Below are 19,745 nucleotides of genomic sequence, written 5' to 3'. Positions count from 1 at the left end.
GAACAAAGGTTATGCACCGTGTAAACCTTCTGGTTCCACAGCGTTTGGATTAATTAAACCTTCTGGCGGTACTTGAATAAAGAAACCACGTGTTTGAATAGAATCCATAACATGTAAAACATTCACACGTGCCAACTTGCGGCTTTCAGATAATTCCAAATCCATCACAAATGTCGCACGACCAAATGCGCTGCGCATTGCTTCGGGTAAGGCATCTAGTGGATTAAACTCTTCAGTTTGCTCTGGACGGGCGATGTATAAATACATCTCATCTTTTTTGCTCGACTTATAAATTGAACAGTGCATAAACAACAAAACTCTAAAAACTCAGGCAAAGGATACAACAAAAAAAACCGAGATACATTAACCATTATTAACGCATTGGTCTAAGTTTGTATGGATGGCCATAGTTAATGACAGATTCACCACCATTAACTAGGGTTTAATTCAGAAAGTCTTTATTCAGCCACTTTCATTTGACCAGACAAATAGCGCTCGTCGGTATGCAACACGTCAATTAATGGCTTAGTCAGCAATTCATAACGCCAACCTAACAAATAGTTTGGTAAATCTTGCTCATCGTTATGAAAAACCACATGTTGATAAAGTGCATTCAGCCATTTTTTTCGCAATAAAACTTCTTTTGGAATTTGAGTTTCCTGTACTGCACGCTGAATGACCTGTTCTACATTTTCACCCACTTCTTTTGAAGAATGGCGAATTGGGCGCGCCATACGCAATGGCCATTGTGATTGATCAGGCAGATATTTAATTAAATCTAAAATGGTTTTGCCATGTTCACGCACAATATGCGGGCGTAAATCTTTAATGTTGCTGAGCTGGAATTGATTTTTAGGATTTTTTTCAACTAAATCCAACATGGTAGAATTGCGCAGAATAAAACTACGTGGTTGGTTTAAGGCTTTCACCATTTGCTCACGCCAAACAGCTAACTGTTGTAATTGCATGAGTTGACGGCGTGAATGACGATAATTGCCCACATCCTGATACAACAACTCTAAAGGTGTTTCTTCACCAATTTCCTGAGTTAAATTGCGGCAATCTTCTTGTGCAAAATCCAGTAAATAATTTTGTTTTAAGTCGGTTTGTACCTTATCTGCCAATTGCATTAGATACAGCACATCATTGGCAGCATAATTTAACTGCTCATCGGACAAAGGACGTGCAAGCCAGTCTGAGCGGGTTTGCCCTTTATCAATATCGACATTGAGCATGGTTTTTAAAGCATTTTGATAGCTGACTTGTAAACCATGTCCTAAAAATGACATCCCTACTTGGGTATCAAACACGTTATTCAAGTTTTTTTTCTGCGCATAATGATAAATCAAATCAATATCTTCGCCGCAGGCATGAAAAATATTTTGCTGCGCCTGAAACAATTTTTCCCAAAATGCACTTAAATTTAAAGAAGTCCCATCTAACAAATAAACCTGATCATTAATATTAATCTGGAATACGCCTAATTTTGGCCATAAAGTATCAACCTTAATAAATTCGGTGTCTAAACCGTAAATGCTGTTTTGGCTCATTAATGCCAAGACATTTTCAAAGTCTTTTTGTTGATGAATAAATTGGAACATAGTGAGCAGGTAAAACAGGATTCGCTAAGGCTTCATTTTAAACATTAAATAGTATTTAGCTATAAAAATATGTCCAGTATTTTCATTGTTTATCTTATTTGGGATGTCGATACCATTAAAAGTTAAATTTTTATCGTTTTTTTATCTTAATTTGATTTTTATTGCCTTTGAATGCAGGTCATACTTTGTATGAATGCGTGATCAGATGGCCATCAACATAATGCTTACATAAATCATAGGAAATAAGCACCTAAATGCTTATTTCATTCGCATCCGATTATGTACCGCCTGACTTAAAGTATGACTATCGACATATTCAAGTTCGCCCCCTTGAGGCACACCTTGTGCAATACGAGTCATCTGTACAGGCAAATGTTTGGTCGCTTCGACCAAATAGTGTGCTGTCGCCTGACCTTCTACAGTCGCATTGGTCGCCAAAATGACTTCAGTAATGTTGCCATCGCTTAAACGCTGAACCAAATACGGAATACCAATTTCGTCAGGCCCAATGCCATCTAAAGGTGATAAGTGCCCACCTAAAACATGGTATTTACCACGGAAACTTCCACTTTGCTCAATTGCCATGACATCGGCTGGAGATTCTACCACGCAAAGCAAGTGTGGATCACGGTCATGTGAGGCGCAAATATTGCAGACTTCATCTTCGGTTAATGAATGACAAATTGAACATTCGTGAATATAACTCGTGGCTTCGTTCAAAGCATGAGCCAAACCGACTGCACCTTCTCTATTTTTCATGATTAGGTGCAATGCCATGCGTTGAGCCGATTTTGGCCCAACACTTGGCAAAATGCGTAGCGCTTGTACCAGTTGATCAAAACGATCACTAAACATACGCCGTTCCTTAGAATAAACCTGCCAAGCCCGGTGGCAAGCCCATACCTGAATTCGCAGACTTCATTTTTTCTTCAGAAATCTCTTCGGCTTGACGAGCGGCATCATTCATTGCAGCGGCAATCAAATCTTCAATCATGTCTGCATCGTCTTGCAATAATTCAGGATTAATTTCAATGCGTTTTACCACATTACGGCAAGTCATGGTCACTTTCACTAAACCACCACCCGCTTCTGCATGCACTTCAGTTTGCGCAAGTTCTTCTTTGGCTTTTTTAATGTTGTTTTCCACTTCTTTTTGCATACGCTGCGCTTGCTGCATCAACATATTAATGTTCATAAAAAATCTCCGAACAATTGATCTATTTAGTTTTAAATGAGGTCTAAACCGCGCTCGATGTCGCGAATAATATCATCAATATCTTCCAAGCCAACAGAAACACGAATTAAACCTTCACTGATGCCTGCTGCTTGTTTGGCTTCTGCGGTCATTCTGCCATGAGATGTTGTTGCAGGATGGGTAATGGTTGACTTTACATCCCCTAAGTTACTGGTGATAGACAGGAAGCGCGTGTTGTCAATCACGGTCCACGCGCCTTGACGCTCACCTTTCACCACAAACGATACAACACCACCAAAGCCAGACTGTTGCTTTTTCGCCAACTCGTGCCCTGTGTGATGCGGCAAGCCTGCATAATACACTTTTTCAACTTTTGGATGTGCATCTAGCCACTCGGCAAGTTTTTGTGCACTGGCGCAATGTGCTTTCATCCGCAGGCTTAAAGTTTCTAAGCCTTTTAAGAAAATCCATGCGTTAAATGGACTTAATGAGTTACCCAAAGTACGAATCACACCGTTGATTTCTTCAACCAATTTGTTCTTACCTACCACAGCGCCGCCTAAAGCACGTCCCTGCCCATCAATATATTTGGTCGATGAGTAGATAATCAGGTCTGCACCAAATTTAATCGGTTGTTGTAAAACTGGAGTGCAGAAAGTGTTATCGACTGCAAATAATGCATTATTTGCATGGGCAATATCGGCAATAGCTTGTAAATCGCCCACTTGTGCCAATGGATTCGATGGCGTTTCAATAAATAACAAACGTGTGTTAGGACGAATGGCTTGTTTCCAGCTATCTAAATCTTCCAAATCAACAAAAGTGACATCGACACCAAACTTCATCACATATTTTTCAAACAGTGAAATGATCGAGCCAAATACAGCGCGTGAACAGACCACATGATCACCCGCTTTAAGATAAGCCAAAGTAATGGCATGAACAGCCGCCATACCCGAACTGGTCGCAACTGCACGTTCCGCACCGTCTAATACTGCTAAGCGTTTTTCAAAAGCCTGTACGGTTGGGTTGGTATAACGTGAGTAGGTGTTGCCTTCAATTTCACCAGAGAATTTTGCAGCTGCATCGGCAGCATTTTCACAAACAAATGATGAAGTCAGAAAAATCGGCTCACTGTGTTCGCCTTCAATTGTACGGTTGTGTCCGGTACGAATTGCCAAAGTATCTAGTTGATATTCAATGTCGTCGTGTTGACTCATCTTTACTGCTCAGCCCTAAACTTAGTCCTAAGACCTGTTTGTTGAATAATTGCCAACATTTTGAGCGTCAAGCGCATTTAAGGTCAAGGTAAAATGTATAAATATCGCTTAGACTTCATTCAAATTGGCGCCACGTGTGATGGAACACTTTATGAATCAGCTACAACGTAAATTTAATCCGCACCGAAAAAAGCTTAAAAACCTCAGCACTCGCTTATTTAAAAGCCGTGATTTGATCTTATCTCAGACCACGCCATACGACATCGTGGCACGTTATAAATATGCGCAGATTCGCTATTACGCTTCGCCAGATAAGCAATATAAAGAGCCACTAGTTTTTATTGCGCCCTTAGCTATTACCATGTCAATTTATGATTTATACCCTTATCGCTCATTAGTGAAACATTTTCAGCATAGCGGTTTTGATGTGTATTTGGTTGATTGGGGACAATTAACCTATCAACATTGTGATTTAAATTTTTTGGCTTTTATTAAGGATGCAATCCCCAATTGTATTCGACTCATTTTACAACACGCCAAAGTCGAACAAATTTCACTGCATGGTTGGAGTATGGCGGGTGTTTTTGCCATGCTTTATACCGCAGACCAACAAACAACTCATATTAAAAACTTGATGGTTTTGGGTAGTCCTGTAGATAGTTATGCTTCTGGGCGGATTGGTAAACTCTTTCAATCGACCAATAAGCTGATTTCTAAATACCCTAAATTACAACATGCCTTTTATTCAGGAAAAATTCCCAAGCATTTTATTCATACACCAGGTTTAATCAATGCGATTGGTTTTAAGATTTTGGACCCTAGAGCATGGCTTGAAAGCAATAAACAGATGCTCTCGAATCTGCACGACTTACAAACCTTGCATGAAAATGCCACTTTAGCCAATTTTTTAAATAATATGATTGATTATCCTGGTGGGATTAATCAAGACATGATGTTAAATGTGTGGCTGCAAAATCCGCTCAAACAAGGTCATATTCAACTTAAACAACATCAGATAGATCTTAAAAATATTAATTGTTCACTTTTGGTTGGTGCAGGTGATAGCGATCAAATTGTCACAGCCGAAGCTGCTCAACCTTTATGTGAATTGACAAGTAGTAGCGATGTCACGTTTACTCTCATTCCAGGTGGACATTTGGGTTTAATGTCCAGTCAAAAAAGTGCTAATGAATTCTGGCCTAAACTGACCACATGGTTAGAACAACGATCCAGCAAAATCGCATAAAGAGAGCAATAACATGATTCAATCAGTTGCATTTATTGGCTTAGGCGCAATGGGCTACCGCATGGCAGCGCATTTACCCAAACATTTTGATACGGTCTATGTCTGGAATCGTAACTTTGCCAAAGCCGAGCAACATGCTGCTGAGTACGGCACACAAGCAGTTGAATTGGCTCAAGCGGTTCAGGCAGATATTATTTTTTCTTGCTTGCCCACCAGTACCGAAGTTGAAAACCTGATTGCACAAGTTCAGCTAAAAGCAGGTGCAGTGTGGGTCGATTGCACCAGTGGCGTACCCGAAAGTGCAAAAAAAATGGTACAAAAACTTGAGTCGCAACAGGTCGACTTTTTAGATGCACCGGTGAGTGGGCAAACCATTGGTGCAGAAAATGCCACATTAACGGTTATGATTGGTGGTAAAGCTGCTGCTTTTGAAAAAGCCCTACCTGCAATTCAGGCTTTTGGTAAAGTGATTCAGCATGTGGGTGAACCTGGTGCTGGCTTTGCCGTAAAAGCGGTGAATAATATGTTAATGGCTGTGAGTTTATGTGCTGCAGCTGAAGGTTTTACCGCCTTAAAAGCACATGGCGTAAACTTAAATCAGGCCTTGCAATGTATTAATGCTTCGAGCGGCAAAAGTGCAGTAACGGAAATGATTTTGCCCCAGCGAGTACTGAATCGTGCTTTTCCAAATACTTTTGCTTTACCCTTACTAGCTAAAGATACAGGCATTGCATTAGATTTAGTACGTGAAGCAGCTTTGCCTGCACCTGTACTGGCTTTAACCCAAAGCCTAATTCAAGCAGCAAATTTAAACTCAGAAAAAGACAGTGATTTTTCCACTGTCGTGAAAATGTATGAATTATGGAGTAAGATTACCCTAGAGTAAGATCTCGCCATTGAATATACAGCTATAATCCCAATAATGTGTATTAAGTGGCTAGTCACATCATCATTAAATAGAGGAAACTCTTATGAACAAGTTTAGCATTGCCGTATTTGCAAGCCTTGCAACTTTAATCGGGGCAAGTTCAACTGCTTTTGCATCTGAACAAGAATGTCAAAAACTTAAAAATGACCATGATGTGATTTACGCATCAAAAGGCTTCTGTTTTAAAGATCCTGAAGCTAAAGCCCGTTTTGGTAATGACAACTGCTATACAACAAAGCCAAAGTTCTCTGAAAAAGAACAACAACGTCTTGACACAATCAAAGCACGTCAAAAAGAACTGAACTGTAAATAATCGTTCTGAAAAAAATAGCATAGGCTGAATTTAAGGAATCATAATGGCTTACGATGATCAAAATATTTTTGCAAGAATTCTACGTGGCGAACTTCCTGCGATTAAAGTGTATGAAGATGACCAAGTGCTTGCGTTTATGGACATCATGCCGCAAGCTGATGGTCACACTCTCGTGATTCCTAAGACACCTGCAGTCACCTTATTAGACCTACCTGCCGAAGCTGCAGCATATACCATCCAAATTGTGCAAAAAATTGCGAAAGCTATGCAGCAAGCTCTGGGTGTCGATGGTATCGTGTTAATGCAATTGTCAGGTACAAGTGCAGGTCAAACTGTCCCTCACGTGCATTTTCATTTAATTCCAACCTCGGTTCATCAACTTGGGAAACATGCTGCACAAATGGGCGATCAAGAAAAAATTAAAGCCCAAGCAGAAAAAATTAAAGCAGCGCTTTAAAAATTTCAAAAATGTCATACAAAATGAATGGAGCAGCTGCTCCATTTTTTTCGTCTCAAGCTTTGACTCTGCATGTTTTAAAGTTGTTTATGACAATAACATGTCAATCCGTGTGCAATTAAGTTATTCATTTCATATATTTTTCTCTTAATTTAAAACTCAGTCATTAAAAAAATGCGAATAAAAGTAAGTTTTTGATCTAATTTGTTCTTTTTAATAATTTAGAAATATTTCCTTAATATTACTGTCGCATTTGTAAGGAATACTTAGCACCAATAGAGAACAGCGGTAGATCAACTCTACTTCTGAACAATGTTTAGGACTAAAAACAATAGTCTGTATTGGAGCTACACATGAAAAAAACGCTTTGCGCATTAGCAGTTGGGGCAACCTTCTTAACACCAGCATTAGCTATGGCTGCTGATGTTAAAGTTTATGGTCGTGCACACGTATCTTTAGACTATCTTGATGATGGTAAAGACTATAACGAAGTTGGTCTTTCTTCAAACGCTTCACGTTTAGGCTTTAAAGCTGAACAAAAATTAGAAAATGGCATGACTGTTTTCGGTCAAATCGAGCAAGAAATTAACTTTGCTAGCGGCTCAGTTGATAACGATGGCGTAAAGTTTGCTACGCGCGATACTTTTGTTGGTTTAAAAGGTGATTTTGGTCAAGTACGTGTAGGTCGTTTTGACAGCCCATTTAAAGCTGCACGTGGTCCAGTCAACTTCTTTGGTGACATGGTGGGTGACATCCGTAACGTAACACGCGTAACTAAAGATGCAAATGTACGTTTTGACGAACGTAATGAAAATACAATTGAATATAAATCACCAAAATTTGGTGGTGGCTTTAATGTAATCGGTGCATTATCTCTACATGAAGGCACAACAAAAGCTGAAGATGATAAAGATAAAGCATATGACCTTGCTTTAACATATAAAGAAGGTCCAGTTGATTTTGCTGCCGCTTATGAATATTATGAAGAAGATACACGTGCTGAACGTGATGGTTTCCGTGTCGCAGCTGCTTATAAATTCACACCAGAATTAAATGTAGGCGTGTTATATCAATATACTACTATTGATGGTGGTGTTGGAATGAACGCTGATGCTAACGTATTTGGTGTAGCAGCTGACTATAAAGTTGCGCCAAAAACTTACGTACGTGGTAAAGTATTCCAGCGTGATGTAGATGCAGATGATGCTAACTCAACTTTATTAGCTGTTGGCGTAGAACATCGTTTAGACAAAGCGGTACGTGTTTATGCAAACTTAGCAACTATGCTTAATGACGATAATGCTTACTTAACTCCTTGGAATCAAGCACATAGTAATGGTAAAAGTATTTACGCTGCAACGGGTGAAAACGCTACTGCTCTTTCTTTAGGTTTCCGTTACGACTTCTAAGTCTAACCTCTACCTAAAAAGCATAAAAACACGCTTCGGCGTGTTTTTTTAATGTATGCTTAAAAAACCAAATAAAACAAAGCCAGCAAATGTGCTGGCTTTGTTTATTAAAGTCAGTTTTACCAAGCTGAATTTTTCAATATTAACGTTTTAAAAACCCAGACACTAAATTCATCACTTGCTGAATATCGTCATTGGCTTCTTGCTTACTCGTTTGCTCACCTTGTGGTGTCAATGAATCAATAATTTGCGGCAATACTGCAGAAATCGCATTATAAATATCTTGCTTTGGCGCCTGAGTTTGCTGTGCAACCTGCTCTACATCGGCATCATCAAATAAACTTTGAACTTGTTCAGCACCTACATGCGCATTTTCACCTGGGCCTGTAGACACCCAATCCTCCACCTGACTGGTTAAGCCTTGTCCTTTTAGTTTATCTAAAGCGCCTTGCAACCCACCCTGTTTTTGAATCCATGCCAATACTAAAGGCAAGACTGCAATCAATAAACTTTGTGCACCTGAAGCACCTGCAGCAGAACGCTGTTGTTGCCCACCCAACTGACCAAGTACAGAACCCAAAATACCACCCAAGCCCCCTTGTGCAGATTGTTGGTTATTGCCACCAAGTTGCCCCAAAACCGAGCCTAAAATACCGCCCAATCCACCTTGAGATTGATTAGATTGCTGATTCGCGCCCAGTGCCTGCCTTGCTAAAATTTCAACAATATTGCTTAAATTGGTCATTTTATTTTCCTCATCATGCCCTTATGACAGCATACGAAGTTTTGACTGAATTTCGCGCTTGAAATTGTTAAATTTTGCAATACCCTAAATTTATGTTAAGCATTTAACATTATTATGTTTTTGTTAGTTTAATCCTGCACTTACCAACGAAATTTATCCCAATTTTCAGGATTTGCCCAAAACTTTGAGTTAAACCAATCAGGTACGTGCTTATAAGTCAAAATATTAAATTGCCATAAGCATAAATGATGTTCCTCAAAGCGATGTTCAATCAATTGCGTAAAACCAAGCGCTCTAAGCAATTGCTCATCTTGACGCGTAGCAACCACCACAATACGCTTTGCAAATAAGTCACGTAGCTTCACCAAAATTTGCGAGGTGTGTTGCGACGTCTGCGAAGCAAAATCTGAAGCATCCAAAAATACAACTGCCAAATCAAAACGTTGGGTAAAAGGCAGATTTAAAAATGCCAATGCGCTAAAATACTGCCATTGGATAGTTGGCTGCTCATCAGCCGCTTGATTGTTATGCTTCGGGCTTGCTTCAATATTTTGCCCTATACACAATGCAGTCGAAATTGGCTGTTGTTGAGATAAATCATCAATCAATGCTTGAATTAAACGCATTTCAGCCATCACTGCATTCCTTCATTTTTGAGAGAGTATTCTTATGGAACTACAAGGCATTTGCCATAAAATGCACGCAGGTCTTAAGGACCATAGTGTAACTGATGAACAGGTACAAAAGGCAAATGTTGAATATAAATTTATTCTAGACCGTTCAGAAATTGACCTACCCTTTCAGCTTGGGCAAGAACTTGAACTGCAATGGACTAGCAATATTTATTGTGTTTCTTGTGGCGTAAAAACCCCAAAATCCTATTCGCAAGGGCATTGCTTTAAGTGTTTTAAAACTAAAGCATCTTGTGATATGTGCATTATGAAGCCTGAAACTTGTCACTATCATTTAGGTACCTGTCGTGAAGATAGTTTTGCTCAAGAAGTTTGCTTTCAACCGCACATCGTATATTTAGCCAATTCAAGTGCCTTAAAAGTGGGAATCACCCGTTTAGGTCAAATGCCAACACGTTGGTTAGATCAGGGTGCAACTCAAGCCTTGCCAATTATGAAAGTTGGCTCACGCCGTTTATCTGGGCAATTAGAAGTCATGTTTGGCACACAGGTCGCAGATAAAACCGACTGGCGCAAATTACTAAAAGGTGAAGCAGAGCCGCTAAATTTAATTGAAGTGAGAGAACAACTGATTGAAGAATTTGCACCTAAAATTCAGACCATTCGTGATGAGTTCAGTCAGAACCTTGAATTCAACGAAACGGTAGAACTTTTAGATCAGGAACTTCCGCGTGAGTTTGTGTACCCTGTAGACCAGTATCCTGAGAAAATTAAATCACATAACTTAGATAAAACCCCGATCATTCGCGGCAAACTGCAAGGAATTAAAGGGCAATATTTACTCTTGGATACAGGTGTTATCAACATTCGTAAATACACAGGTTATGAGCTAAAGATTCGCGCTGAATAAGTCTTTCAGATGCTTGGCCTAATCTTTATTAGATGCACAAAAAAACCAGCAAATTTGCTGGTTTTTTTGTAGATGTTCAGTACTTATTTGATTTTCGCTTTCGATTTCAAATATTGCGTATAGTCATCTAGCTCTTGCTGAGCACGCAATTGTTGATATAACTTTGCTAACTCTTTTAGTTGCTCAGCAGTTAATGCATTTGATGTGGTATCGTTTACATTTGAAACAGCCACCACCACCAACTCATTTGGTAAGGATGCTGTTGTCACTGACCACATGCCTTGCTTAGGTGCAAGTACACTAAATGCAGCACGTTCAATTTCGCGCTTTAACAAACCATCTGCACGGGTGAATGTACCTGCATTTTCAAAACGGATTTGTTTTTTGGCCAAAACGGTCGCTGCAGGCTGAGTTTTAAAGGCATCCAATGTGGCTTGAATATCTTTTTTTGCTGCATCAAAGGCTTTTTTCTCAATCAATTTAGCTTTTACGCGTGGTGTTGCCTCTTCCAAAGTTTGCACACCTGCAGCATGGTAATTACGCACTTTAACCCATACCACATCACCATTCGCTAAAGTAATGTTACTAGATGTGTTACGGTCGCCATTTTTCACATCATCATTAAATAATTTAACTTTGACAGTTGGCTGACTTAAAACAGGATGCTGTGACGCTAAAGTTAAACCAGTGATCGATTCGACTTTTGCTGTTTTCACTTCTTCCGCTACCACATCTAAAGCATCACTGCTCACCACAAGTTCATTTAAGCTGTTGATGGTATCGGTATACGCATTTTCAGTTTTGGTTTTTTGCAATTCCGCCGTTAAACGTGCTTTTTGAGTTTCAAACGCAGGCACCTGAACCGTAGCACCTTCTGTTTGAATCACGTGATAACCATACTGAGTTTTGATAGGCTGTGATACTTCTCCAGATTTTAAGCTACCCACGGCTTTATCAAAAGCATCACCAAATACACCTACTTCATAACCTGCAACCTCACCGCCTTTAACTTTAGACTCAGGATCGTCCGAATACTTTTGCGCAGCTGCAGCAAAGCTTGTACCTTGCTTAATTTCAGCAACCGCTTGCTCTGCACGTTTTTTTGCTGCGGCATCATCACGTGCATCCGTGGTGATTAAAATATGTTTCACTGTAGGTACAGCAGCACCTTTTTGAGTTTCGACAAACTTTTGATACGCCTGTTGTAACTCTGCTTCAGTGACAGTCGCATTTGCAGGTGCAATATTCGCTGGAGTCACCACAATAAAATCAACATCTACATTGGCTACCTGTTTAAAGTCATTCGCATGCTGTTCGTAATAGGCTGCAATTTCTTGCGCATTTGTGGTGATGTTTTTCTTGTAGCCATCTAACTTAATGCTAGATAAATGCAAAGTACGTTGCTGGGTTTGTAAGTTGGCAATTTGCTGAATATCAGATGGGCTAACTAAAGCATAATCGGTAAAGCTAGCACTGAGCATTTTTAACGCATGGTCTTGACGTAAATTTGCCACAAGCGCCTGATTGGTCATGCCTACAGATTGCAGATAGTTCGCATACAAGCTTTCAGAAAACTTGCCATCTTGTTGGAAATTCGGTTGCTGTGCAATCATTTGTTCAATTTGTGCATCGCTCAAAGAAATCCCTAATTTCTCAGCTTGTTGTAATAACAAGGTACGTGCAACCAACGTATCTTTGGCTTTGTTTTGAATATAATTTTGATTCAATAGTGTTTCATCACCATTGGTATAGGCCAAGTATTGTTCTTTCAAGGAATTGGTCAGATTATCTAATTCTCGTTTTGAAATTTGCTGACCATTGACTGTTTGTGCAGTGTCTTCAGACTGACCTCCACTAAAATATCCTTCAATACCTACAAGTGCTAAAGGGGTCAAGAACAAGACGAGCAAAACTTTGCCCAACCAACCCTTAATAACTTTACGAAAAGATTCCATAAGTATTCCAATATTTTATTTGTGCGAGATTTTAACTGAAAACCCTCAGCGAATGAATGCGTTGACGCCTTTTATTGACATTATTAATAAAAAACGCGCCAATTGGCGCGCTTTCTTGGCATTTTAAAAGATTATGCTACTGAATCTTTTAAACCTTTACCCGCTTTAAAGCTTGGTACTTTGCTTGCTTTAATTTCAAGTGTAGCACCTGTTTGTGGGTTACGACCTGTGCGAGCAGCACGCTCTTTCACATTAAATGTACCAAAACCAACGAGGGTTACAGTATCACCCGCTTTAAGCGCTTCAGTAATAGAAGCAATTGTTGCGTCTAAGGCCTTACCTGCATCAGTCTTAGACAACCCCCCTTTCTCTGCAATTGCATCGATTAATTCTGATTTATTCATGAAGATTACGTCCTCTTAATATCGTTTATTTAAGGTCCAGAGATTTAATTTAAATTACCGTAACGCCTTTATAGCAATGCTTTGAGGGTAAAAGCAATACTCCCTGTACGCTTTTATGCAAAATAAATGGTAAAACGATGGAACTGTTAGCCTCTATTCAGTTTTGCCCTAAAATACCCGATGTATAATAAAGCAACATCCTTTAAGCCCCCTTTCCACAGAATTACTTTTTCGCAACATCTTCTTTTAATTGTTTATTTTCCTCAATCAATGCATCTACTTTGGCATGCAATTGGAGTACTAATTGCTCTAAATGTTGCAGGTCTTTTGCAGTCACTAAGCCAATTCTATTTAACGAATGATTTACACTATGGTCAATTAAACGTTCGACTTTATCTTTAGTATCAATCACCGATTCTTTGGCTTTTTCAGACACCTTTTCAACAGTTTGATCGGCTATTTCTGTAGTTTTGGATTCTAATTCCTCACCCACTTTGACCAGAGAGTCAAACAACTTATTGCCTTCTTCTTCTGCGCGTGAAAATGCACCTAAACCTGCCAGCCAAATTTGCTTGGTATATTTACGAAAATCGAGTGATGATTTACGTCCTGAGCGTAATTTATCTTTATTTTTCAATGTAGTTTCCGGTTCAACCAAATGCTCTTCCACGCTATCTGTCGTTTTTTCCATGAACCTCTCTCCTGCTTATTTTATGCGCACATAAATGAAATAAACCTACAAAATGCCTTCATAATAGCAAATTAAATACTTGATCGTTTTGCTAAACTGTTCTACAAAGCAAGATTATTCGCTGTGCTTCTTAGAATGTATTCACAACGAAGTGCAAACCAAGGAATTCAACTTTAAATTTAGGGACTTGATTTTATGAGTGATTCGCAACAAAGACAAAATAATCCACATTTGTTGCTGACCATGCTCATGATTGTGCTGGAAACAATTTTTAGCTTTATTCTGAAACATGATCGTGTGGTCGCTTTGCAGGCTAAAAAGTTTGTCGACCAGAAAATCACCATTAAAATTAATAGCTATATTCCTTATTTCGACATATACGTGGAATTCAATCCAAACGGTATCTTATTTGACAGCAAAGCACCTGAACAAGCTGTCGATTTGGATGTGCGCACCACACTCATGGATTTATTCAAAATCTTTATTTTAGGTAATCGTCGCAGTATTAAACACATGCGTATAGATGGCGACATTACTCTTAAAGATGAGTTTCGTGATCTAATTTTGCATTTTAGTGCACCCAAAGTTTTGGCTGACTGGAAACAATGGCTAAAAGAAGCACCTCAAGAACAAGAAGTGATCGGTTCTAAAAAGCGCATTGCTCCACTTTTAGATAAAATTGATGAGCAACGCTCTAAGATCAACACCTTACAAGTTGAGCTTAAACAGCATAAAAACCGTATTCGTCGCATTGAACGCCGTCAAAAGCGCATTAACATCGCCTTTGGAGTAATAACAGTATTATTAATTACGTTATTAGTATATAATTTATGGATCGTTTAAACGCATTAAAATATCAATAAAAACAGCGTAAATCCTCGCGCACGATATCATAATAAAATACTTGACTAATTTAGTCGGGATTCTTACAATATCCATATCTAGTCTAATCATGTGTATCGAATCATGCGCTTAACAACTCGCGGTCGCTACGCAGTGACTGCTCTACTTGATTTAGCTTTGCAGCCAACTGAACAAACGATCACGCTTGCTGAAATTGCAGCACGTCAAACTATTTCTGTTGCTTATCTTGAGCAGTTATTCGCAAAACTTAAGCGCCACGGCTTAGTGTCTAGTGTTCGCGGTGCTAACGGTGGTTACCATTTAGCACGTAGTGCAAATGAAATCACTGTGCTAGAAATTATTGAAGCCGTAAACGAAACTGTTGATGCAACCCGTTGCGACCATAAAGGCAACTGTCAAAATGGTGCAATGTGTTTGACTCACGATTTATGGCAGGAACTCTCCCATCATATTGCCGACTATCTCGCTAAAATCTCACTTGCTGACTTAGTTGCGCGTGACAACGTACAAACTGTTGCCATTCGCCAGAACACAGCACCGTTTGATTCAGCTCTTTTATCGGTTACAGGTATTTGACATGAAACGTCCAATTTATCTTGACTACGCAGCAACCACTCCTGTAGATCCTCAAGTTGCAGAACGCATGATGGAGTGCCTGACTTTTGATGGGACTTTCGGTAATGCCGCTTCTCGTTCGCACGCTTATGGCTGGCAAGCAGAAGAAAAAGTTGAATATGCACGTGAACAAGTTGCGAACTTGATCAAAGCAGACCCACGTGAAATCGTGTGGACTTCTGGTGCAACAGAATCAGATAACCTTGCACTAAAAGGCGTAGCGCAATTCTATGCGTCTAAAGGCAAACACATTATTACCTCTAAAATTGAACACAAAGCCATTTTAGATACCTGCCGTGAGCTTGAATCTGAAGGTTTTGAAATCACCTACTTAGAGCCACAACCACAAACAGGTTTAATTACCCCTGAAATGGTTGAAGCAGCAATTCGTCCAGACACCATTTTAGTATCATTGATGATGGTGAATAACGAAATTGGTACGATTACCGATGTCGCTGCAATTGGTGAAATCACCCGTGCCAAAAAAATCTTCTTCCACGTCGATGCTGCGCAAGCTGCAGGTAAAGTTGAAATTGATTTATCTACCCTAAAAGTAGATTTAATGAGCTTCTCTGCACACAAAATCTATGGCCCTAAAGGGATTGGTGCGCTATTTGTACGCCGTAGCCCACGTGTACGCTTAAAAGCACAAATGCACGGTGGTGGTCATGAGCGTGGCATGCGTTCAGGCACGCTTGCAACACACCAAATTGTAGGCATGGGCGAAGCATTTGAACTTGCAGGCAAAAACTTGGCTTCTGAACAAGCCCGTTTACGTGTATTGCGTGACAAACTTTGGAATGGCTTGAACACAATGGAACAAGTATTCCTAAATGGTCACCCAACGCTAAACGTTGCCAACTATTTAAACGTGAGCTTCAACTTTGTTGAAGGTGAATCTTTAATGATGTCTCTTAAAGATGCTGCAGTATCTTCAGGTTCTGCGTGTACTTCAGCAACCTTAGAACCATCTTATGTATTACGTGCATTAGGTCTTTCAGACGAACTTGCACACAGCTCAATTCGCTTCAGTTTTGGTAAATACACCACTGAAGAAGATATTGATCATGTCCTAACTGTGACTAAAGCAGCAGTTGAAAAGTTACGTGAACTTTCACCGCTTTGGGATATGTATAAAGAAGGGATTGACCTTTCTAAAGTAGAATGGACTGAACACTAATTCATCCCAAATCTAATGGCTTTGACAGGAAGCCATTAGATTGATAAAGGTAATTTCACCCCCATATTTATATTAAGGCTGACCCCGAGGTTTGGAGAAGCGACATGGCTTATAGCGATAAAGTAATTGATCATTACGAAAACCCTCGTAATGTTGGCGTTTTAGACAAAAATGCTGAAAACGTTGGTACAGGTATGGTGGGCGCACCTGCATGTGGCGATGTAATGCGTCTGCAAATTCAAGTCAATGACGAAGGCGTGATTGAAGAAGCACGTTTCAAAACTTATGGCTGTGGTTCTGCCATTGCTTCAAGTTCTTTGGTTACTGAGTGGCTTAAAGGAAAAACTTTAGATGAAGCACAAGCGATCAAGAACATTGATATTGCAACTGAACTTGCCCTTCCACCAGTGAAAGTACACTGCTCTGTATTGGCAGAAGATGCAATTAAAGCTGCTGTAGAAGACTATCGCAGCAAAAAGACCAAAGCTTAATTTATTAAGTTTTGTGGAAAAACAAACGGAGTTTTCATGATCAATTTAACTGAAAATGCTGCAACTCATATCAGCAATTACTTAAAGAATCGCGGTAAGGGTCAAGGTATTCGCGTTGGTGTGAAAACTTCAGGCTGTTCTGGTTTGGCTTATGTACTCGAATTTGTAGATGAAGTCGATACGCATGACCAAATGTTTGAACAGTTTGGTGTTAAAGTTTTCGTTGATCCGAAAAGCCTAGTTTACCTAGATGGCATGGAAATGGACTATGTCAAAAATGGTTTAAACGAAGGTTTTGAGTTTAACAACCCCAATAAAAAAGGTGAATGTGGCTGCGGTGAATCGTTCACGGTATAACCGCCACTTCCCTCTTTTTTGCTTAAAACAGTGTACAATACACTGTTTTAATTGCATTTATGCAGTCAATTTTGCACACTAATCGCGGATTCCATCTCCCATGAATCATTTTGAGTTGTTTAATCTTCCTGTTGCACTCGATATTGATTTCGCTACTTTAAAAGCTGAATTTTTAAAGCTACAGCAGCAATATCACCCCGACAAAGCCGAAGACAAAGATGAGGCATTGATTAAATCTAGTGAAATTAATCAGGCATTTAAACAACTTTCTGCGGTAGATAGTCGTGCTGCATATTTGCTCTCATTGAAAAAGCAAGATTATCATCTCGATCAATCCATCCATGATTTTGAATTTTTACAAGACGCCTTGGAAATTCGTGAGCAATTGGATGATGCTAGTTGTGCCGAAGACTTAAAGTCTTTAAAAATTGAAGTACAACAATGGGTTGATGGTTTAGTCCGTGAATTTAAAATTGACTATGCCGAAGAAGATTGGGCAGAAGCGCGTGACACTGTGCGTAAATTACGCTTTTTCATGAAAGTTATGGCTGACCTAGACAAAGCTGAAGATCGTTTCCTTGATGATGACAGTTTTGATTTAGACGATGATTTTTAATTTTAGTTTGTATTTTAATATTTAACGGGCAAAGGATTTTACATAATGGCGCTCTTGCAAATTGCAGAACCAGGTCAATCAAGTGCACCGCATGAACATCGCATTGCGATTGGCATTGACTTAGGCACCACTCATTCATTGGTTGCCACAGTTCTTTCTGGTAAAGCCAAAGTCTTGCATGATGAGCAAGGTCGCGTGCTACTGCCTTCTATCGTCCATTATGCAGCGCAAAATACACATTATGGCAATGCTGCTGCGCCATTTATCACTACAGACCCTAAAAACACCATTGTTTCAGTCAAGCGTTTTATGGGTCGTTCTAAAGCTGACATCAAATTTCAACACCCATACACTTTGGTGGGTGAAGACAATCAAATGCCAGCTTTTGAAACAGCTCAAGGGCGTAAAACGCCTGTTGAAATTTCTGCAGAATTGCTTAAACAACTCAAAGACCGCGCAGAAGCCAGCTTACAAAACCCTGTAAATGGTGCAGTGATTACTGTTCCTGCTTATTTTGATGAAGCTCAACGCCAAGCCACACGTGACGCTGCCGAGCTTGCAGGTTTAAAAGTATTGCGTTTATTGAATGAACCGACTGCAGCAGCGGTTGCTTACGGTTTAGATCAAGACACCAACTTGGCTCAAGACCGTAACTATGTGATTTACGACTTGGGCGGTGGTACGTTTGACGTTTCTATTTTACGTTTCTCTCAAGGTGTTTTTGAAGTTTTAGCCACAGGCGGCCACACTGCTTTAGGTGGTGATGACTTAGATCGTCTGATTGTAAAATGGGCAAAAAAACAGCTGAATATTGAAAGTTTAGATGATGCAGAATATGCACACTTTATTGTGTCTGCACGTAAAGCCAAAGAAGCGCTCAGCAATGCAGAAAGTGTTGAATTAAAACTGTTAGAGCACACGCTGCAATTAGACCGCGCAAACTTTGAAAGTATTATTCAGGTTGCTTTAGATAAAACCATTAGTGTATGCAAACGTGTATTACGCGATGCCAAACTTGACCTAGATGACATTCAAAATGTAGTTTTAGTTGGTGGTTCAACACGTTCTTATGCTGTACAAAAAGCTGTACGTGAAGTATTTAATCAAGAACCATTATGCACAATTAACCCAGATGAAGTGGTTGCAATTGGTGCATCAATTACCGCCAATCAACTAATTGGTAACAGCAAAGATGGTTCGTTGCTATTAGACGTTACCCCACTGTCTTTGGGTTTAGAAACCATGGGCGGTTTGGTGGAACGCTTAATTTCACGCAATACTGCAATTCCTGTAGCACGTCGCCAAGAATTTACCACTTATCAAGATGGCCAAACTGCCATGTTGATTCATGTGGTACAAGGTGAGCGTGATTTGGTAGAACATTGTCGTAGCTTAGGTCGTTTTGTGCTACACGGTATTCCACCAATGACTGCGGGTCAGGCGCGTATTGAAGTTACGTTCCAAGTCGATGCTGATGGCTTGCTCAGTGTTTCTGCTAAAGAAACCACTTCTGGTGTGACTGCAAATATCGACATCAAGCCATCTTATGGTTTATCTGAAGCAGATACCGAGCGTTTGCTGCTAGATGGTTTCAAATATGCAGAAGAAGACAAGCAATTGCGTCATTTGCATGAAACCAAAGTTGAAGCACAACGTGAACTTGAAGCTTTACAACAAGCCTTAAAAGTAGATGCACAACTTTTAAGCCCAGAACAATTGCAAGCTTTAAATACTGCCAAAGCGCAGTTGGGAGCCGAATTGACTGGACAAGACATTAAAGCCATTGAACATGCTGTTGAACAGCTTAAAATACACAGTGATGCTTTTGCTGCAATTCGTATGAATCAACATATTGATGCAGCACTTAAAGGCACTAAACTCGATGACTGGTCAAACTCAAACTAATTTAAGGTAAA

The 19,745-nt window shown here is 39.7% G+C and carries 23 protein-coding genes; 13 read left to right on the top strand and 10 right to left on the bottom strand.

Annotation, left to right across the window (positions count from 1 at the left end; translation table 11 throughout):
- Positions 1–9: 9 nt before the first annotated feature.
- The 5 genes from LZP46_RS06820 to LZP46_RS06800 form a co-directional block, all read right to left on the bottom strand.
- Positions 10–306, bottom strand: coding sequence for a YcgL domain-containing protein (locus LZP46_RS06820; protein ID WP_236095091.1), 297 nt, complete (start codon positions 304–306; stop codon positions 10–12).
- Between the two features lie 152 nt (positions 307–458).
- Positions 459–1,601 carry a ribonuclease D gene (locus tag LZP46_RS06815; RefSeq protein ID WP_236095090.1) on the bottom strand — a complete coding sequence of 381 codons (1,143 nt, stop codon included), beginning with the start codon at positions 1,599–1,601 and terminating at the stop codon, positions 459–461.
- 258 nt (positions 1,602–1,859) lie between these two features.
- Complete coding sequence (recR, locus tag LZP46_RS06810) at positions 1,860–2,456, bottom strand: recombination mediator RecR (protein ID WP_070154486.1); 597 nt, start codon at positions 2,454–2,456, stop codon at positions 1,860–1,862.
- A gap of 10 nt (positions 2,457–2,466) precedes the next feature.
- The gene (locus tag LZP46_RS06805) at positions 2,467–2,796 is read right to left on the bottom strand and encodes a YbaB/EbfC family nucleoid-associated protein (protein WP_026438215.1); all 330 of its coding nucleotides are present in this window, start codon (positions 2,794–2,796) and stop codon (positions 2,467–2,469) included.
- Between the two features lie 32 nt (positions 2,797–2,828).
- Positions 2,829–4,016 (bottom strand): O-succinylhomoserine sulfhydrylase, encoded by a 1,188-nt coding sequence (locus LZP46_RS06800; protein ID WP_236095089.1) that lies wholly within the window; start codon positions 4,014–4,016, stop codon positions 2,829–2,831.
- A gap of 151 nt (positions 4,017–4,167) precedes the next feature.
- Here LZP46_RS06800 and LZP46_RS06795 point away from each other — a divergent pair, with 151 nt between their 5' ends.
- The 5 genes from LZP46_RS06795 to LZP46_RS06775 all read left to right on the top strand — a co-directional run bounded on the left by LZP46_RS06795 (position 4,168) and on the right by LZP46_RS06775 (position 8,369).
- Positions 4,168–5,262 carry an alpha/beta fold hydrolase gene (locus LZP46_RS06795; RefSeq protein WP_236095088.1) on the top strand — a complete coding sequence of 365 codons (1,095 nt, stop codon included), beginning with the start codon at positions 4,168–4,170 and terminating at the stop codon, positions 5,260–5,262.
- Between the two features lie 13 nt (positions 5,263–5,275).
- A complete protein-coding gene (locus LZP46_RS06790) occupies positions 5,276–6,148 on the top strand; it encodes an NAD(P)-dependent oxidoreductase (protein ID WP_236095087.1) in 873 nt (290 codons plus the stop codon).
- Positions 6,149–6,233: 85 nt separating this feature from the next.
- Positions 6,234–6,503 carry a YARHG domain-containing protein gene (locus LZP46_RS06785; protein WP_070154496.1) on the top strand — a complete coding sequence of 90 codons (270 nt, stop codon included), beginning with the start codon at positions 6,234–6,236 and terminating at the stop codon, positions 6,501–6,503.
- Positions 6,504–6,546: 43 nt separating this feature from the next.
- Positions 6,547–6,960, top strand: a complete 414-nt coding sequence (locus LZP46_RS06780; RefSeq protein WP_236095086.1) for an HIT family protein — start codon at positions 6,547–6,549, stop codon at positions 6,958–6,960.
- Positions 6,961–7,313: 353 nt separating this feature from the next.
- The gene (locus tag LZP46_RS06775) at positions 7,314–8,369 is read left to right on the top strand and encodes a porin (protein ID WP_236095085.1); all 1,056 of its coding nucleotides are present in this window, start codon (positions 7,314–7,316) and stop codon (positions 8,367–8,369) included.
- A gap of 142 nt (positions 8,370–8,511) precedes the next feature.
- Here LZP46_RS06775 and LZP46_RS06770 read toward each other — a convergent pair whose 3' ends face one another.
- Together LZP46_RS06770 and LZP46_RS06765 are read right to left on the bottom strand one after the other, a co-directional pair.
- A complete protein-coding gene (locus tag LZP46_RS06770) occupies positions 8,512–9,114 on the bottom strand; it encodes a YidB family protein (RefSeq protein ID WP_236095084.1) in 603 nt (200 codons plus the stop codon).
- A 140-nt stretch (positions 9,115–9,254) separates the two neighbouring features.
- Entirely contained in the window at positions 9,255–9,749 is a 495-nt protein-coding gene (locus LZP46_RS06765) for a DUF6231 family protein (protein ID WP_234113584.1), read from the bottom strand.
- Positions 9,750–9,783: 34 nt separating this feature from the next.
- On the opposite strand from LZP46_RS06765, the gene LZP46_RS06760 reads away from it, so the two are divergent.
- Complete coding sequence (locus tag LZP46_RS06760; RefSeq protein ID WP_236095083.1) at positions 9,784–10,656, top strand: DUF2797 domain-containing protein; 873 nt, start codon at positions 9,784–9,786, stop codon at positions 10,654–10,656.
- A gap of 83 nt (positions 10,657–10,739) precedes the next feature.
- On the opposite strand, the gene LZP46_RS06755 is transcribed toward LZP46_RS06760, so the two are convergent.
- The 3 genes from LZP46_RS06755 to LZP46_RS06745 form a co-directional block, all read right to left on the bottom strand.
- The gene (locus LZP46_RS06755; RefSeq protein WP_236095082.1) at positions 10,740–12,611 is read right to left on the bottom strand and encodes a SurA N-terminal domain-containing protein; all 1,872 of its coding nucleotides are present in this window, start codon (positions 12,609–12,611) and stop codon (positions 10,740–10,742) included.
- Between the two features lie 131 nt (positions 12,612–12,742).
- Entirely contained in the window at positions 12,743–13,015 is a 273-nt protein-coding gene (locus tag LZP46_RS06750) for an HU family DNA-binding protein (protein WP_004976639.1), read from the bottom strand.
- A 223-nt stretch (positions 13,016–13,238) separates the two neighbouring features.
- Complete coding sequence (locus LZP46_RS06745; RefSeq protein WP_178867785.1) at positions 13,239–13,706, bottom strand: phasin family protein; 468 nt, start codon at positions 13,704–13,706, stop codon at positions 13,239–13,241.
- Between the two features lie 195 nt (positions 13,707–13,901).
- On the opposite strand from LZP46_RS06745, the gene LZP46_RS06740 reads away from it, so the two are divergent.
- The 7 genes from LZP46_RS06740 to hscA all read left to right on the top strand — a co-directional run bounded on the left by LZP46_RS06740 (position 13,902) and on the right by hscA (position 19,734).
- The gene (locus tag LZP46_RS06740) at positions 13,902–14,549 is read left to right on the top strand and encodes a hypothetical protein (RefSeq protein WP_230244753.1); all 648 of its coding nucleotides are present in this window, start codon (positions 13,902–13,904) and stop codon (positions 14,547–14,549) included.
- Between the two features lie 123 nt (positions 14,550–14,672).
- Complete coding sequence (locus LZP46_RS06735; protein WP_004976645.1) at positions 14,673–15,146, top strand: Rrf2 family transcriptional regulator; 474 nt, start codon at positions 14,673–14,675, stop codon at positions 15,144–15,146.
- Position 15,147: 1 nt separating this feature from the next.
- Positions 15,148–16,365, top strand: coding sequence for an IscS subfamily cysteine desulfurase (locus LZP46_RS06730; protein WP_136143974.1), 1,218 nt, complete (start codon positions 15,148–15,150; stop codon positions 16,363–16,365).
- A 104-nt stretch (positions 16,366–16,469) separates the two neighbouring features.
- Positions 16,470–16,856: a Fe-S cluster assembly scaffold IscU gene (iscU, locus tag LZP46_RS06725; protein WP_004976649.1), complete on the top strand. Its 387-nt coding sequence runs from the start codon at positions 16,470–16,472 to the stop codon at positions 16,854–16,856.
- A 36-nt stretch (positions 16,857–16,892) separates the two neighbouring features.
- Positions 16,893–17,213 carry an iron-sulfur cluster assembly protein IscA gene (gene iscA, locus LZP46_RS06720; RefSeq protein ID WP_004976650.1) on the top strand — a complete coding sequence of 107 codons (321 nt, stop codon included), beginning with the start codon at positions 16,893–16,895 and terminating at the stop codon, positions 17,211–17,213.
- Between the two features lie 100 nt (positions 17,214–17,313).
- The gene (gene hscB, locus LZP46_RS06715) at positions 17,314–17,829 is read left to right on the top strand and encodes a Fe-S protein assembly co-chaperone HscB (RefSeq protein WP_236095081.1); all 516 of its coding nucleotides are present in this window, start codon (positions 17,314–17,316) and stop codon (positions 17,827–17,829) included.
- Between the two features lie 45 nt (positions 17,830–17,874).
- Positions 17,875–19,734: a Fe-S protein assembly chaperone HscA gene (hscA, locus tag LZP46_RS06710; RefSeq protein ID WP_236095080.1), complete on the top strand. Its 1,860-nt coding sequence runs from the start codon at positions 17,875–17,877 to the stop codon at positions 19,732–19,734.
- Positions 19,735–19,745: the final 11 nt, after the last annotated feature.

It is taken from the genome of Acinetobacter sp. SCLZS86, assembly GCF_021560715.1.
In the GTDB taxonomy this organism is placed as follows: Bacteria; Pseudomonadota; Gammaproteobacteria; order Pseudomonadales; family Moraxellaceae; genus Acinetobacter; species Acinetobacter towneri_A.
Note: the sequence above shows the minus strand (reverse complement) of the source record. Positions and strands in the feature narration are given on the sequence as shown.